The sequence below is a fragment of the Streptomyces sp. NBC_01808 genome (genome assembly GCF_035917395.1).
Lineage (GTDB): Bacteria > Actinomycetota > Actinomycetes > Streptomycetales > Streptomycetaceae > Streptomyces.
This window is the reverse complement of sequence record NZ_CP109072.1, coordinates 378,354-395,427: the sequence shown is the minus strand read 5'-3', so window position 1 is coordinate 395,427 and position 17,074 is coordinate 378,354. Positions and strand designations below refer to the sequence as shown.

The window sequence follows — 17,074 nt, the reverse complement described above, 5'->3', positions numbered from 1 at the left end:
TGGGGCGGCGCGGGCGCCGCCGGGGTCAGGAAAGGTCGAGATCGCTGTCGAGCAGGTCGAAGAGTTCGTCGTTGGACGCGGACCGGAGCTTCGTCTCGATGTCCTCGCCCTCCGGTGCCGTGCGTGCGGTCTCGTTGAGGCGGGTGAGGAGGGCCTGGAGTCGGCGGGTCACCTTCACCCGCCCGGCGTCCTCCGCGGAACGTTCGATCAATGTCAGTTCGAGCTTGTCGATCTCCGCAAGGAAGGAGTTCTCGGGGCTCGCTTCGTCGACGCCGATGCTCTCGCCGACGTGCCGGGCCAGATCGTTCGGCGTGGGGTAGTCGAAGATCAGCGTCGAGGTCAGACGGAGCGCGGTGTCCTCGGTGAGGCGGTTGCGGAGCTGGACGGCGGTGAGCGAGTCGAAACCCAGCTCGTTGAACGGGCGGTACGGATCGATCGCGTCCGCGCCGCCGTGTCCCAGGACCGCGGCGACGGCGCTGCACACGACGTCGAGCAGCAGCTTCTGCCGCCCCTCCGACGGCAGCGCCCGGAGCCGTGCGGCCAGGTCCGTCCCCGGCGGCTGCGCACCGTGCGTCCGCGCGGCGGTGCGGCGGGGGGCCGGTACGAGGTCGCGGAGGAGCGCGGGGAGTCGGGGAGCGGTGCGGAGGGCGCCGGGGTTGAGGGGGGTGCAGAGGTGGTGGGGGTGGGGTGTGGTGAGCGCGGTGTCGAGGAGGTGGAGCGCGTGCTCGGTGGTGAGGGGGGTGGTGCCGTGGGTGAGGGAGCGGATGTCGGTGGTGGTGAGGTGGCCGGTGAGGCCGGTGGCCTGCTCCCAGTAGCCCCACGCGAGGCTGGTGGTCGGCAGGCCGAGCCTGGTGCGGTGGTGGGCGAGGGCGTCGAGGTAGGTGTTGGCGGCGGCGTAGTTGGCCTGGCCGGGGTTGCCGAGGGTGCCGGCGGCGGAGGAGAAGAGGACGAACTGGGCGAGGTCCAGGTCCTTGGTGGCCTGGTGGAGGTGGTACGCGGCGTCGACCTTGGGGGCGAGGACGGGGTGCAGATCGTCGGGGGTGAGCTTGGACAGAACGGTGTCGTTGAGGATGCCCGCGGTGTGGATGACGGCCGTGAGGGGGTGGTCGTCGCCGATGGAGCCGACGAGGGCGCGTACGGCGTCGGTGTCGGTGACGTCGCAGGCGGTGAGGGTGACCTGGGCGCCGAGTTCGGTGAGTTCGTCGCGGATCGTGCCGGCGTTGGGGTGGTCGGGGCCGCTGCGGGAGGCCAGCAGGAGGTGGCGTACGCCGTGCTCGGTGATGAGGTGACGTGCCGTCAGGCTTGCGAGACCGCCGGTGCCGCCCGTGATCAGCACCGTGCCGTTCGGGTGGAGCGGCCGGGGCTCCGCCGCGGCGTCGTCGGTGGAGCGGGTCAGACGCGGGGTGAGTAGCTGGCCGTTGCGGACGGCGAGTTGGGGTTCGCCGGTGGTCAGTGCTTCGGCGAGGTACGGGACGTCGGCGGCGTCGGAGTTGGCGACCGCGGTGTCGGTGTCGATGAGGTGGATGCGGTCGGGGTTCTCGTTCTGGGCGGTACGGACCATGCCCCACAGCGGTGCGTGGGCGAGGTGGATGTCCTCGGCCGGGTCGGTGGCGACGGCGCGGTGGGTGACGACGACGAGACGGCGGTCGGTCTCGTCGTTGTCGGCCAGCCAGCTCTGGAGGCGGGTCAGCAGGGCTTCCGCGGCGGCGTGGGCCGCGGCGGGGGAGTCCTCCTCTGCCGGGGCCGCTCCGTACACGTCGATCTGCCCGAGGTCCGCCTGATCCTGCTCCTGCTTGAGGTCGGCGGGGCGCCAGGCGAGGTGGAACAGGCTGTTGCGGGTGGCCGTGTGCGCGTGGGGGCCGCCGGTGAGCGCGGTGGCGTCGACGGGCCGGGTGTGGAGAGCGGTGATCGTGGCCACCGGAGCGCCGGCCGGGTCCCAGGTGTGAAGAGCGAGGTCGTGGCCGTGCTCGCCGGTGGGGGCGAGGGTGGCGCGTAGCTGGGTGGCGCCGGTGGCGTGGACGGACACCCCGGTCCACGCGAACGGCAGCCGCAGTTCCTCAGCCTTGCCGCTCGCGCCGCCGTCCGCGTGGAGTGTGCGGGTGGCGAGGGAGTGGATGGCGGCGTCGAGCAGGGCCGGGTGGACGGCGTGGCCGGTCGTGTCCGTGTCCTCGGGCAGGGCGATCTCGGCGTGGAGCGTGCCGTCGGGGTGTACCCAGGCGGCGGTGACGCCCTGGAAGACGGGCCCGTACTCGTAACCCGCCGCCAGCAGGCGGGGGTAGAGGTCGGTGACGTCCACGGGGTCCGCCCCCGCGGGCGGCCACTGCGCCGGCGGCGTAGCCGGTGCGGCCGGTTCGGTGGTGAGGGTGCCGGTGGCGTGGTGCGTCCAGGGCTCGGGCTCGGTGTCGTCTGCTGTGTGGCGGCGGGAGTGGATGGTGACCTGCCACCGGCTGACGCCTTCGTTCTCGTCGCCGTCCGTTCCGCCCCGGACGGAGGCGGTGACCTGAAGGTCGTGGGTACTTGCCTCGTCGAGCGTCAGCGGGGCGTGGAGACTCAGCTCTTCGAGATGGGCGGCACCGGCGTGGTCGCCGGCGTGCAGGGCGAGGTCGACGAGGGCGGTGCCGGGGAGGAGGACCGTACCGGCGACGGCGTGGTCGGCGAGCCACGGGTGGGTGCTCAGGCTGACCCGGCCCGTGAACACCGTGGTCGAGGCGTGCTCGTCGGTGCCGTCGGCGAGTTGGACGGCGGCGTGCAGCAGAGGGTGCGTGGTGGTCGCCTGGCCGAGGTCGGTGGCGCTGGTGACCTGCGCGGGGAGGTCGAGCCAGTAGGGCCGGCTCTGGAAGGGGTAGGTGGGCAGGCTCGGCAAGTCGCCGACGGTGTCGGGGAGGTGGGGGGTGAGGTCGGTGGGGTGGTGGTGGGTGTGGAGGCTGACCAGGGTGGCGAGGTGGGTGCGGGTCTCGTCCGGGAGGTGGGGGGTGCGCTTCGTACCGGACGGGAGGTGGGGGGTGAGGGTGGGGTGGGGTGCCAGTTCGGTGAAGAGGCTGATGCCGTCGGTCTCGGTGAGGTGGGTGACGCCTTGGTGGAAGTGGACGGGTTGGCGGATGTGCTGGGCCCAGTAGTGGGGGTCGTGGTGCTGGTCGTTGGTGGCGGGCTGGCCGGTGACGTTGGAGATGACGGGGATGCTGGCGTCGCCGAGGGTGTGGTGGGCGAAGAGGTCTGTCAGGTGGTCGGTGAAGGTGTCGAGGATCGGCTCGGTGTGAGCGGTGTGGAAGGCGTGCGCGACCTTCAGCGCCTTGGTACGGATGCCCGCCTCGGTCAGTTCCCGGGCCAGCTCTTCGAGTGCGCCGAGGGGTCCGGCGAGGGCGGTGGAGACCTCGGAGTTGTACGCCGCGATCTCCACCTCTGCGTGCCGGTCCAGGTACGCGCCCAGGGGCTCGGGTGCGGACTGCACAGCGAGCATGCCGGTGCCCTCAGGCAGGGTGTGGAGCAGCTTCGCTCGCGTGGCGACCATGTCGGCGGCTACGGCGAGGGGCAGGGTGCCGGTGAGGTGGGCGGCGGAGAGTTCGCCGATGGAGTGGCCGATGAGCGCGGTGGGCTCGACGCCGGTCGTCTGGAGCAGCCGGTAGCCGGCGACGTGGTGGGCGAAGAGGGCGGGCTGGGTGTAGAGCGTGGTCTCAAGGAGGGCGGCGTGTTCGCTGTCGGGTTCGGCGAACATCACCTCCCGTAGCGGGACCTCGGTGTCGAGGTGCCGGTCGAGCGCCGCGCAGACCTGGTCCAAGGTCTCGGCGTAGGCGGGGAAGGTTTCGTACAACTCACGGCCCATGCCGGGGCGCTGGCTGCCCTGCCCGGAGAACATCACCGCCAGCCGGCCGCCGGTCTCGACCGAGCCCAGGCCGGTGACCAGAGCCGGGTGCGTGGCACCGGTGGCCAAGGCGGTGAGGGCTTCACGGAGTTCGGTGCGGTCGGCGGTGACGATGCCGGCGCGGTGCTCCAGCTTCGCCCGCCCCGACCACAGCCCCGCCGCCAACGCGCCCACCTCGACGTGCGGGTGCTCCTCGACATACGACGCCAGCCGCTCGGCCGACTGCGCGAGCGCAGCCGTCGTACGGGCCGAGACCACCACGGGCACCGGCGTCGGCTCTGCCGCCGACTCGGCGTCGGCGCTCGGCTCCGGCTTCGCCGCCGGGGACTGCGCCGTGCCGGCCTCCAGGATCACGTGCGCGTTCGTGCCGCTGATCCCGAACGACGAGACCGCCGCGCGCCGCGGCTCACCCGTCTCCGGCCAGGGTCGCGCCTCGCTGAGGAGGGCGACGTGGCCGGTGTCCCACTCCACGTGCCTGGACGGCTCATCGACATGCAGGGTCTGGGGAAGGTGCCCGTGGCGGAGGGCCTCGACCATCTTGATGACACCCGCGACACCGGCCGCGGCCTGGGTGTGGCCGATGTTGGACTTGATGGAGCCCAGCCACAGCGGGCGTTCCTCGCTGTGCGCCTGGCCGTATGTGGCCAGCAGCGCCTGCGCCTCGATCGGGTCGCCCAGCGTCGTACCCGTACCGTGCGCCTCCACCGCATCGACCTGACCCGCAGTCAGCCCTGCGCTGGCCAGCGCCTGCTCGATGACCCGCTGCTGCGACGGACCGTTGGGGGCGGTGAGGCCGTTGGAGGCGCCGTCCTGGTTGACGGCCGAGCCGCGCAGGATGGCGAGCACCTGGTGCCCGTTGCGCTGGGCGTCGGACAGGCGCTCCAGGAGGACGAGACCCGCGCCCTCGCCCCAGCCCGTACCGTCCGCCGCGTCGGCGAAGGGCTTGCAGCGGCCGTCGGCGGCCAGGCCGCGCTGGCGGGAGAACTCCAGGAACGCGGAGGGTGTGGACATCACGGTGACGCCGCCGGCGAGGGCGAGGTCGCACTCGCCGTTGCGCAGCGCCTGCGCGGCGAGGTGCATGCCCACCAGGGACGACGAGCAGGCGGTGTCGATGGTCATGGCAGGACCTTCGAGGCCGAAGGTGTACGCCACCCGCCCCGATGCCACACTCGCGGCGCTGCCGTTGCCGAGGTAGCCCTCGAAGCCCTCCGGGGTCCGGTGCATCAGACGCGGGCCGTAGTCGGCGTAGATGACGCCGGTGAAGACGCCGGTGTTGCTGTCCCGCAGGCTCGTGGGGTCGATGCCGGCCTGCTCGAAGGCTTCCCAGGCGGTCTCCAGCAGCAGCCGCTGCTGCGGGTCGGTGGCCAGGGCCTCGCGCGGGTTCATGTGGAAGAAGTCCGCGTCGAACCTGTCCGCGTCGTGCAGGAAGGCGCCGTGGCGCGTGTACGTCTTGCCCGTCGCGTCCGGGTCCGGGTCGTAGAGGTTGTCGAGGTCCCAGCCGCGGTTGACCGGGAACTCGGAGACCGCGTCCGTGCCCTCGGCCACCAGTCGCCACAGGTCGTCCGCGGAGCGGACCTCGCCGGGGTAGCGGCAGGCCATGGAGACGATCGCGATGGGGTCGTCGTCGGTGACGGTGCGGGTGGTGAGCGCGCGGGGGGTGGCGGGCGCGGTGTCGAGGAGCCGGCCGAGGAGGTGACGGGTGAGGGCGTCGGGGGTGGGGTGGTCGAAGATCAGGGTTGCGGGGAGGCGGAGTGCGGTGGTGGTGGTGAGCTGGTTGCGGAGCTGGACGGCGGTGAGGGAGTCGAAGCCCAGCTCCTTGAACGGGCGGTGCGGGTCGATCGTCTCCGCGGTGCCGTGGCCGAGGACCGCGGCGATGTTGCTGCGGACGATGTCGAGGACGACCTTGTGCTGCCGCTCCGGCTCGGCGAGCGCGGCGAGTCGTTCCACGAGCGCGTTGCCGTCGGCCGCGGCCGAGGAGGCGGCGGTGCGTCGGGTCTGCCGGGCGGCCAGGCCGCGGAAGAGGACGGGGAGCCGGTCCGGGGTGCGGAGGGCGGACGGGGTCACCGGGAGGCAGAGGTGGTGGGGGTGGGGTGTGGTGAGTGCGGTGTCGAGGAGGTGGAGCGCGTGCTCGGTGTCGAGCGGGGTGGTGCCGTGGGTGACGTTGCGGACGTCGCTGTCGCTGAGGTGGCCGGTGAGGCCGGTGGCCTGCTTCCAGTAGCCCCAGGCGAGGCTGGTGGTGGGAAGGCCCTGCCGGGTGCGGTGGTGGGCGAGGGCGTCGAGGTAGGTATTGGCGGCGGCGTAGTTGGCTTGCCCGGGGTTGCCGAGGGTGCCGGCGGCGGAGGAATAGACGACGAAGTGGGCGAGGTCCAGGTCCTTGGTGGCCTGGTGGAGGTGGTACGCGGCGTCGACCTTGGGGGCGAGGACCGGGTGCAGCGTCTCCGGGGTGAGCTGGGTGAGGGTGGCGTCGTTGAGCGCCCCGGCGGTGTGGATGACCGCGGTGAGGGGGTGCTGTTCATCGACGGAGTCGACGAGGGTGCGTACGGCGTCGGCGTCGGCGACGTCGCAGGCCGCGACGGTGACGTGGGCGCCGAGTTCGGTGAGTTCGTCGCGGATCGTGCCGGCGTTGGGGTGGTCGGGGCCGCTGCGGGAGGCCAGCAGGAGGTGGCGTACGCCGTGCTCCGTGACGAGGTGACGTGCCGTCAGGCTCGCGAGACCGCCGGTGCCGCCGGTGATCAGAATGGTGCCTTCGGGGTTGAGGGGCCGGGCCTCGGCGTCGGTGGCGGTGGACCGCGTCAGGCGCGGGGTGAGCAGTCGACCGTTGCGCAGGGCGAGTTGCGGTTCGCCGGTGGCCAGCGCTTCGGCGAGGTGCGGGACGTCGGCCGCGTCGGCGTTGATGCCCGCGGTGTCGCTGTCGATGAGGCGGATACGGTCGGGCTGTTCGTTCTGGGCGGTACGCACCAGCCCCCACAGCGGCGCGTGCGCCAGGTGGACGTCCTCTGCCGGGTCGGTGGCGACGGCCCGGTGGGTGAGGACGACGAGCTGCCGGTCGGTCGCGTCGTTGGCGGCCAGCCAGTTCTGGACGTGGGTCAGCAGCGCCTCGGTCGCGATGTGCGCCGCGGCCGGGGTGTCCTCGGCGGCAGGCACGGCGACGTACACGTCGACCTGGTCGAGATCCACCTGCTCCACCGGAGCGGCCGTGGTGGGGCTCCAGGCGAGGTGGAAGAGGCTGTTGCGGGTGGCAGCTCCCGCCTGGGCGCCGCTGTTGAGCGCGGTGGCGTCGACGGGCCGGGTGTTGAGGGCGGCGATGGTGGCCACGGGCGCGCCGGTCGGGTCCCAGGCGTGGAGGGCGAGGTCGTGGCCGTGCTCGCCGGTGGGCACAAGGGTGGCGCGAAGCCGGGTGGCGCCGGTGGCGTGGACCGACACACCGCTCCACGCGAACGGCAGCCGCAACCCCTGTGCCGCGTCGCCCTCTTCGCCGAGGTTGCGGGTGGCGAGCGGGTGGAGGGTGGCGTCGAGCAGCGCGGGGTGGATCGTGTGCCCCGCGGTGTCGGCGTCCTCGGCGAGGCTGATGTCCGCGTGGAGGGTGCCGTCCGGGTGCGACCAGGCGGCGGTGACGCCCTGGAAGGCGGGCCCGTACTCGTAACCGGCCGCCGCCATCCGGGCGTAGAGGTCCGCGATGTCGAGCCGCTCTGCCCCTGCGGGAGGCCACTGGGTGAGCGGCTGGGGTGCCTCGGCCGGTTCGGCGGTGAGGGTGCCGGTGGCGTGGCACGTCCAGGGCTCGGGCTCGGCGTCGTCGGTGTGCGGCCGGGAGTGGATGGTGACCTGCCAGCGGCCGGGGCCGCCGTCCTCGGTTCCCGCCTCGGGACTCGCTGTGACCTGGAGGTCGCGGGTGCCGCTCTCGTCCAGCACCAGCGGTGCCTGGAGAGTCAGCTCTTCGAGGTGGGTGGCGCCGGTGTGGTCGCCGGTGTGCAGGGCGAGGTCCACGAGGGCGGTGCCGGGGAGCAGCACGGTGCCGGTGACCGCGTGGTCGGCGAGCCAGGGGTGGGTGCTCAGGCTGACCCGGCCGGTGAACACGGTGGTGGCGTACGGGCCTTGCGCACCGGCGGCCGAGTCCTCGCCGCCCTCGGCGAGCTGCACGGCCGCGCTGAGGAGCGCGTGGGCGCTGCTGATCTGGCCGAGGTCGCCGGCGCTGGTGAGCTGCGCCGAGGTCTGGATCCAGTAGCTGTCGCGCTGGAAGGGGTACGTGGGCAGCTCGGGCAGCAGTTCGGCGGAGTCCTCGGCGCCCGGCAGGAGCGGGGTGAGGTCGATCGGGTGGTGGTGGGTGTGGAGGTTCGCCAGGGCGACGAGGAAGCGGGTCTGCGTGCCGTTGTTGCGGATGAGGGTGGCGTGGTGCCGGGCCGGGGTGGCGTGCTGCTCGAAGGTGTCGGCGAGGGCAGCCGTCATGACCGGGTGGGGGCTGGACTCGATGAGGGTGTAGTGGCCGTTGTCGAGGAGTTGTTCGAGGGTGGTGTGGAAGTGGACGGGGTGGCGGAGGTTGTTGAACCAGTACTCCGCGTCCAGCAGTTGGTCCGGCGTGAGCAGGGCGCCGGTGTGGGTCGAGTAGAACGGAATGGCCGGGGCCACGGGCTTGATCGCGGCCCGCTCGCTGAGATCGTTCAGGATGGTTTCGCGCAGGTCCTCGACGTGGGGGGTGTGCGAGGCGTAGTCCACCGGGATCAGGCGCGCCCGGATCTCCCGCTCCTGGTACGTGTTGACCAGGTCCGTCAACGGCTGGGTCTCGCCGGCGAGGATCGTGGTGTGCGGACCGTTGATCGCGGCGACGTAGACACCCTCGGGCAGGTCGCCCAACTCGTCCTGCGGCAGCGGGAACGAGGCCATGGTGCCGGTGCCCGCGAGTTGGGTGATGGCCTGTGCCCGCAGGGCCACCACGGCGATGGCGTCGGGCAGGGTCAGCGCTCCGGCGACGTACGCGGCGGCGATCTCCCCCTGCGAGTGGCCGATGACCGCGTCCGGTTCCACGCCGTGGTGGCGCAGGAGCTGCGCGATGCCGGTCATGACCGCGAACAGCGCGGGCTGCACCACGTCCACGCGGTCGAGGGCCGTCTCGTCCTCGCTGGCCAGGACTTCCAGGAGATCCCAGTCGCACCAACGCGACAGCTCGTCCCGGCACGCGGCCAGGTGCGCGGCGAAAGCGGGCTCGTCTGCGGCCAGCTCATAGCCCATACGGGTCCACTGCGAGCCCTGCCCCGGGAACACGAACGCCGTCTTGCCCGCGCCCACCGACCCCGGACCGGTCACCAGCGCCGGGTGCGCCGCACCCGTGGCCAGCGCGGTCAGCGCCTCCACCAGCTCGTCGCGGTCGGCGGTGACGATGCCCGCGCGGTGCTCCATCTTCGCCCGCCCGGACCACAGCCGCGCCGCCAGCGCACCCACCTCGACCCGCGGGTGCTCCTCGACGTACGCCGCAAGCTGCTCGGCGGACTGCGCGAGCGCGCCCGCCGTACGGGCGGAAACCACCACCGGCATCGCGACGCCCGAGCCGGGCCCGGCCTCCTCGGACTCGGGGGCCGGGGCCGCAACCGGCGCGGCCTCCAGGATCAGGTGCGCGTTCGTGCCGCTCATGCCGAACGACGACACCGCCGCCCGCCGCGGCTCGCCCGTCTCCGGCCACTCCCGCGTCTCCGTCAGCAGCGCGACGTGGCCGGTGTCCCACTCCACGTGGGTGGAGGGGCGATCCACATTCAGCGTCTGCGGGAGCCTGCCGTGCCGCAGGGCCTCGACCATCTTGATCACGCCCGCGACACCGGACGCGGCCTGGGTGTGGCCGATGTTGGACTTCACCGAGCCCAGCCACAGCGGCCGCTCCTCGGTGTGCGCCTGCCCGTACGTGGCAAGCAGCGCCTGCGCCTCGATCGGGTCGCCCAGCGTTGTACCCGTACCGTGCGCCTCCACCACGTCGATCTGCTCCGCGGCCAGCCCGGCGTTGGTCAGGGCCTGCTCGATGACCCGCTGCTGCGACGGGCCGTTGGGCGCGGTGAGACCGTTCGACGCACCGTCCTGGTTGATCGCGGAGCCCTTGAGCACCGCCAGGACCGTGTGCCCGTTGCGCTGCGCGTCCGAGAGGCGTTCGAGCAGGATGAGGCCCGCGCCCTCGCCCCAGCCGGTGCCGTCCGCCGCGTCGGCGAAGGGCTTGCAGCGGCCGTCGGCGGCCAGGCCCCGCTGCCGCGAGAAGACCTGGAAGGTGCCCGGCGTGGCCATGATGGTCGCGCCGCCGGCGAGCGCGAGATCGCACTCCCCGTTTCGGAGCGCCTGCATGGCCAGGTGCAGGGCGACGAGGGACGACGAGCACGCCGTGTCCACCGTCATGGCCGGGCCTTCGAGACCGAAGGTGTACGCGATCCGGCCGGACGCCACGCTGCCCGAGCTGCCGGTGGCGATATAGCCCTCAAGGCCCTCCGGGTTCTGGTGCAGCCGCAGCAGGTAGTCCTGGGAGATGACGCCCGCGAACACGCCGGTGTTGCTGCCCTGGAGCGTGGCGGGCTCGATGCCCGCCCGCTCGAACGCCTCCCACGAGGTCTCCAGCAGCAGCCGCTGCTGTGGGTCCGTGGCCAGCGCTTCGCGCGGGTTCATGTGGAAGAAGTCCGCGTCGAACAGGTCGGCGTCGTGCAGGAACGCGCCGTGGCGGGTGTAGACCTTGCCCGTCGCGTCGGGGTCCGGGTCGTACAGGTTCTCCAGGTCCCAGCCGCGGTTGGTCGGGAGGTCGCCGATGGCGTCGCGGCCGGTGCTGACGAGGTCCCACAGCGCCCGCGAGTCGCGTACGCCGCCGGGGTAGCGGCAGGCCATCGAGACGATCGCGATCGGGTCGTCGCTCGCGGCCACGGCGCCGGCGCGGCTCGGGGTCCGGGCGGTGAGGGACCCGGTGTCGAGGAACTGGCCGAGAAGGTGGCGGGTCAGCGCCTGGGGCGTCGGGTGGTCGAAGATCAGGGTGGCCGGGAGGCGCAGCGACGTGGCGTTCGTGAGGCGGTTGCGCAGCTCGACGGCGGTCAGCGAGTCGAAGCCCAGCTCCTTGAACGGCCGCTGCGGGTCGATGGCGTCGGGCGTGCCGTGGCCGAGGACCGCGGCCACGTTGCTGCGTACGAGATCCAGCAGCCGGCGCTCCTGCTCCGCCTCGGGGAGCGCGGCGAGCTGCTCGGCGAGCGCGTTGCCGTCGGCGGCGGCCGAAGAGGCGGCGACGCGGCGGGCGGGACGCGGGACGAGGTCGCGCAGGAGGGCGGGGAGGCGGGGGGCCGTGCGCAGCGCGGCGGGGTTGAGGGGGAGGCAGAGCTGGTACGCCTCGGGGCCCGCGAGGGCCGCGTCGAACAGGCGGAACGCGTGGTCCGCTTCGAGCGGGGTGGTGCCGTGGGTGACGGTGCGGACCTCGTTGTCGCTGAGGTGGCCGGTGAGGCCGGTGGCCTGCTTCCAGTAGCCCCAGGCGAGGCTGGTGGTCGGCAGGCCGAGCCGGGTGCGGTGGTGGGCGAGGGCGTCGAGGTACGCGTTGGCGGCGGCGTAGTTGGCCTGGCCGGGGTTGCCGAGGGTGCCGGCGGCGGAGGAGTAGACGGCGAAGTGGGCCAGGGGCAGGTGCCGGGTCGCCTCGTGCAGGTGGTGGGTGGCGTCGACCTTGGGGTCGAGGACGGGGTGCAGGTTCTCGGGGGTGAGCTGGGTGAGGACGGTGTCGTTCAGCGCGCCCGCGGTGTGGATGACGGCGGTCAGCGGGTGGTCGTTGCCGATGGAGCCGACGAGGGTGCGTACGGCGTCGGCGTCGGTGACGTCGCAGGCCGCGAGGGTGACGTGGGCGCCGAGCCCGGTGAACTCGTCGCGGAGCGCGGTGGCGTTGGGGTGGTCGGGGCCGCTGCGGGAGGCCAGGAGGAGGTGGCGTACGCCGTGCTCGTTGATGAGGTGACGTGCCGTCAGTCCGGCGAGGACTCCGGTGCCGCCGGTGATGAGCACGGTGCCGTTCGGGTCGAGCGGCCGGGGGAGGGTCAGGATCAGCTTTCCGGTGTGCCGGGCCTGGCTGAGGTAGCGCAGGGCCTGGCGAGCCTGCCGTACGTCGAACGAGGTGGTGGGCAGCGGGGTCAGCACACCTTCGGCGAACAGCTCGGTCAGGTGCGCCAGGATCTGCTGGATGCGGTCGGGGCCCGCCTCGATGAGGTCGAAGTTCCGGTACTCGGCGCCGTGTTCGGCCTGGACCGCCTGCGGGTCGCGGATGTCGGTCTTGCCCATCTCGATGAACCGGCCGCCGGGGCGTACGAGGCGCAGGGAGGCGTCGGTGAACTCGTGGGCGAGGGCGTTGAGGACGACATCCACGCCCTGGTCCGGGCCGTGGGTGCGGAAGTGGTCCTCGAAGCCCAGGCTCCGGCTGGACGCGATGTGGTGCTCGTCCAGACCCTGCGCGTACAGCAGGTGGTGCTTGCCGGGGCTGGCGGTGGCGTAGACGTCGGCGCCGAAGTGGCGGGCGAGTTGGAGCGCGGCGGAGCCGACGCCCCCGGTCGCCGCGTGTAGCAGCAGCGACTCGCCGGCCTCCAGCCGCCCCAGGTCCTTGAGCGCGAAGTACGCGGTCAGGAAGGCCACCGGAATCCCGGCCGCCTGGGTGAAGCCCCACTGCTCGGGGACGGTGGTGAGCAGCCGGTGATCGGTGACGGCGTGGGAGCCCGCGCCGTCGATCATCACGCCCATCACCCGGTCGCCCACGGCGAAGTCGGTCACGTCGTCGGCGACGCCGGTCACGACGCCGGAGCCCTCGCTGCCCAGCGGGGCGTCGCCCGGGTACATGCCCAGGGCGATGAGCGTGTCGCGGAAGTTGAGGCCGATCGCGTGCAGTTGTACGCGGACCTGCCCGGCGGCCAGCGGCTCGTCCCACGCCGGCATCGGCCGGCAGGTGACCGCCTCCAGCGTGCCGTCGCCCCCGGTGGCCAGCTTCCAGGTGCTCTCCGGCACGTCGAGCGCGCCGCCGGCGCCGGTCGCGCGCACGAGTCGTGCGACGAGGAGCTGGCCGTGGCGGAGGGCGAGTTGCGGCTCGCCGGTGGCGAGGGCCTCGCCGAGGTGGGGCACGTCGGCGAAGCCGGCACCGGCGTCGACCGCGGTGTCGCTGTCGAGCAGGTGGATGCGGTCGGGCTGTTCGTTCTGCGCGGTACGGACCATGCCCCACAGCGGCGCGTGGGCCAGGTGGACGTCCTCCGCCGGGCCCGTGGCGACGGCGCGGTGGGTGAGGACGACGAGGCGGCGGTCGGTCTCGTCGTTGTCGGCCAGCCAGCTCTGCAGGTGGGTGAGCAGGGCTTCGGTCGCGGCGTGGGCCGCGGCGGGGGTGTCGTCGGCGGCCGGGGCGGCGACGTAGAGGTCGACCTGCCCGGGATCGATCCGGTCGGAGTCGTCCTGCGGCGCCTGGGCCGGGGTCCAGGCGAGCTGGAAGAGGCTGTTGCGGGTCGCGGCGCCGTCGTCTGCGCTGCCGGTGGTGAGAGCGGTGGGGTCGACGGGCCGGGTGTTGAGCGCGGCGATCGTGGCGACGGGCGCGCCGGTGGGGTCCCAGGCACGGAGGGCGAGGTCGTGGCCGTGGTCGCCGGTGGGAGTGAGAGTGGCGCGGAGGTGGGTGGCGCCGGTGGCGTGGACGGACACACCGCTCCACGCGAACGGCAGCCGCAGCTCCCGCGCCTCGTCCTTCACGGCGTCGCCCGTACCGAGGGCGCGGAGGGCGAGGGGGTGGAGGGCGGCGTCGAGGAGCGCGGGGTGGATGGTGTGCCCGTCGGCGTCGGCGTCACCGGGGAGGGCGATCTCGGCGTGGAGGGTGCCGTCGGCGTGCTGCCAGGCCCGGGTGACGCCGCGGAAGGCGGGCCCGTACCCGTAGCCGGCCGCGGCCATCCGCGGGTACAGCTCGGTGACGTCGAGCGTCTGTGCCCCGGTCGGCGGCCACTGGCCCAACGACTGGGCCGCGTCGGCCGGTTCCGCGGTGAGCGTGCCGGTGGCGTGGCAGGTCCAGGATTCGGACTCCGCCTCGTCGTCGGCGTGGGCGCGGGAGTGGATCGCGACCTGCCGGCCGCCCTGGCCGTCGTCGAGCGGCGTGGTGGTGACCTGGAGGTCGCGGGCGCCGGTCTCGTCGAGCGTGAGCGGGGCGTGCAGGGTCAGCTCTTCGAGGTGGGTGGCGCCGGTGTGGTCGCCGGTGTGCAGGGCGAGGTCCACGAGGGCGGTGCCGGGGAGGAGGACCGTACCGGCGACGGCGTGGTCGGCGAGCCACGGGTGGGTGGAGAGGCCGAGGCGGCCGGTGAACACCATCGTGCTGGCGCCGGTCTCGTCGGCGCCGCCGGTGTCGGCGAGCTGGACGGCGGCACTGAGGAGGGGGTGGGTGGTGCTGCTCAGGCCGAGGTCGGTGGCGCTGGTGAGCTGGGTCGGGGCATCAAGCCAGTAGGGCTGGTGCTGGAAGGGGTAGGTGGGCAGCTCGGGCAGGTGGTCGCCGGACCGGTCGACGTGGGGGAGTTGAGGGGTGAGGTCGATCGGGTGGTGGTGGGTGTGGAGGTTCGCCAGGGCGACGAGGAAGCGGGTCTGCGTGCCGTTGTTGCGGATGAGGGTGGCGTGGTGCCGGGCCGGGGTGGCGTGCTGCTCGAAGGTGTCGGCGAGGGCAGCCGTCATGACCGGGTGGGGGCTGGACTCGATGAGGGTGTAGTGGCCGTTGTCGAGGAGTTGTTCGAGGGTGGTGTGGAAGTGGACGGGGTGGCGGAGGTTGTTGAACCAGTACTCCGCGTCCAGCAGTTGGTCCGGCGTGAGCAGGGCGCCGGTGTGGGTGGAGTAGAACGGAATGGTGGGTGCCATCGGCTCGATGCCGGCGCGTTCGGCCAGGTCCGTGGTGATCGTCTCGCGCAGGTCCTCCACGTGCGGGGTGTGCGAGGCGTAGTCCACGGGGATCAGGCGCGCCCGGATCTCCCGCTCCTGGTACGTGTTGACCAGGTCCGTCAACGGCTGGGTCTCGCCGGCGAGGATCGTGGTGTGCGGACCGTTGATCGCGGCGACGTAGACACCCTCGGGCAGGTCGCCCAACTCGTCCTGCGGCAGCGGGAACGAGGCCATGGTGCCGGTGCCCGCGAGTTGGGTGATGGCCTGTGCCCGCAGGGCCACCACGGCGATGGCGTCGGGCAGGGTCAGTGCCCCGGCGACGTACGCGGCGGCGATCTCCCCCTGCGAATGGCCGATCACGGCGTCCGGTTCCACGCCGTGGTGGCGCAGGAGCTGCGCGATGCCGGTCATGACCGCGAACAGCGCGGGCTGCACCACGTCCACGCGGTCGAGGGCCGTCTCGTCCTCGCTGGCCAGGACTTCCAGGAGATCCCAGTCGCACCAACGCGACAGCTCGTCCCGGCACGCGGCCAGGTGCGCGGCGAAAGCGGGCTCGTCTGCGGCGAGTTCGTACCCCATACGGGTCCACTGCGAGCCCTGCCCCGGGAACACGAACGCCGTCTTCCCCGCCTCCACCGACCCCGGACCGGTCACCAGGGCCGGGTGCGCCGCACCCGTGGCCAGCGCGGTCAGCGCCTGCACCAGCTCGTCGCGGTCGGCGGTGACGATGCCCGCGCGGTGCTCCATCTTCGCCCGCCCGGACCACAGCCGCGCCGCCAGCGCACCCACCTCGACCCGCGGGTACTCCTCGACGTACGCCGCAAGACGCCCGGCCGACTGCGCCAGCGCCGCCGCCGAACGGGCGGAAACCACCACCGGAACCGGCGGGTTCGACACCGCGTCCGTCTCCGGCGCCGCCTCCGTGGACGTCTCCCCGTCGCCCGGCGCTGCCTCGTCCGGTGCCGCAACCGGCGCGGCCTCCAGGATCAGGTGCGCGTTCGTGCCGCTCATGCCGAACGACGACACCGCCGCCCGCCGCGGCTCGCCCGTCTGCGGCCACTCCCGCGTCTCCGTCAGCAGCGCGACGGTGCCCGACTCCCAGTCCACGTGGCTTGACGGCTTGTCCACGTGGAGCGTGGGCGGCAGCACACCGTGCCGCATGGCCTCGACCATCTTGATGACGCCCGCCACCCCGGCCGCGGCCTGGGTGTGGCCGACGTTCGACTTCACCGAGCCCAGCCACAGCGGCCGTTCGGCCGAGTGCTCGCGCCCGTACGTCGCGAGCAGCGCCTGCGCCTCGATCGGGTCGCCCAGCGTCGTACCCGTGCCGTGTGCCTCGACCACGTCGACCTGGCCCGCGTTCAGCCTGGCGTTGGAAAGTGCCTGCTCGATGACCCGGCGCTGCGACGGCCCGTTCGGCGCCGTGAGCCCGTTCGACGCACCGTCCTGGTTGATGGCGGAGCCCTTCAGCACCGCCAGCACCTTGTGCCCGTTCCGCTGGGCGTCCGACAGCCGCTCCAGCAGCACCAGGCCGACGCCCTCGCCCCAGGCCGTACCGTCCGCCGCGTCGGCGAACGCCTTGCAGCGGCCGTCCGCGGCCAGGCCGCGCTGCCGCGAGAAGACCGTGAAGGCCGACGGGCTGGACATGACGGTGGCGCCGCCCGCCAGCGCGCTGTCGCACTCGCCGTTGCGCAGGGCCTGGACCGCCAGGTGCAGCGCGACCAGCGACGACGAGCACGCCGTGTCCACCGTCACCGCCGGGCCTTCGAGACCGAAGGTGTACGCCACCCGGCCCGAGGCGACGCTGCCGGCGCTGCCGGTGGCCGCGTAGCCCTCCAGGTCGCCGGTGGCGCGGTAGAGGCGCAGCAGGTAGTCCTGGGAGTTGAGCCCCGCGAAGACGCCCGTCCTGTTGCCCTTCACCCCTGCCGGGTCCAGGCCCGCCCGCTCGAATGCCTCCCAGGCCGTCTCCAGCAGCAGCCGCTGCTGCGGGTCCATGGCCAGCGCCTCGCGCGGCGAGATGCCGAACAGCTCCGCGTCGAACTGCTCGGCGCCCTGAAGGAAGGCGCCCATCCGCGTGTAGCTCTTGCCGCTAGCCGCCGGGTCCGGGTCGTACAGGTCCTCGGCCCAGCCGCGGTCGGCCGGGAACTCCACGATCCCGTCGCGGCCCTCGGCCACCATCCGCCACAGGTCCTCGGGCGAGGCCACGCCGCCGGAGTAGCGGCAGGCCATGGACACGATGGCGATGGGCTCCGTGGACTTCGACTCGACCTCGCCGAGGCGCCGGCGGGCCTGGCGGAGCTCCGCGGTCACCCACTTCAGATTGTCCAGAAGCTTCTGCTCGTTCTTCATCAGCGCAAG

The 17,074-nt window shown here is 73.0% G+C and carries 1 protein-coding gene; it reads right to left on the bottom strand.

The window, feature by feature from the left end; translation table 11 throughout:
• Positions 1-25: 25 nt before the first annotated feature.
• On the bottom strand, positions 26-17,065 hold the full coding sequence (locus tag OG946_RS01505; RefSeq protein WP_326794336.1) for an SDR family NAD(P)-dependent oxidoreductase: 17,040 nt from the start codon (positions 17,063-17,065) through the stop codon (positions 26-28).
• Between the last annotated feature and the right edge of the window lie 9 nt (positions 17,066-17,074).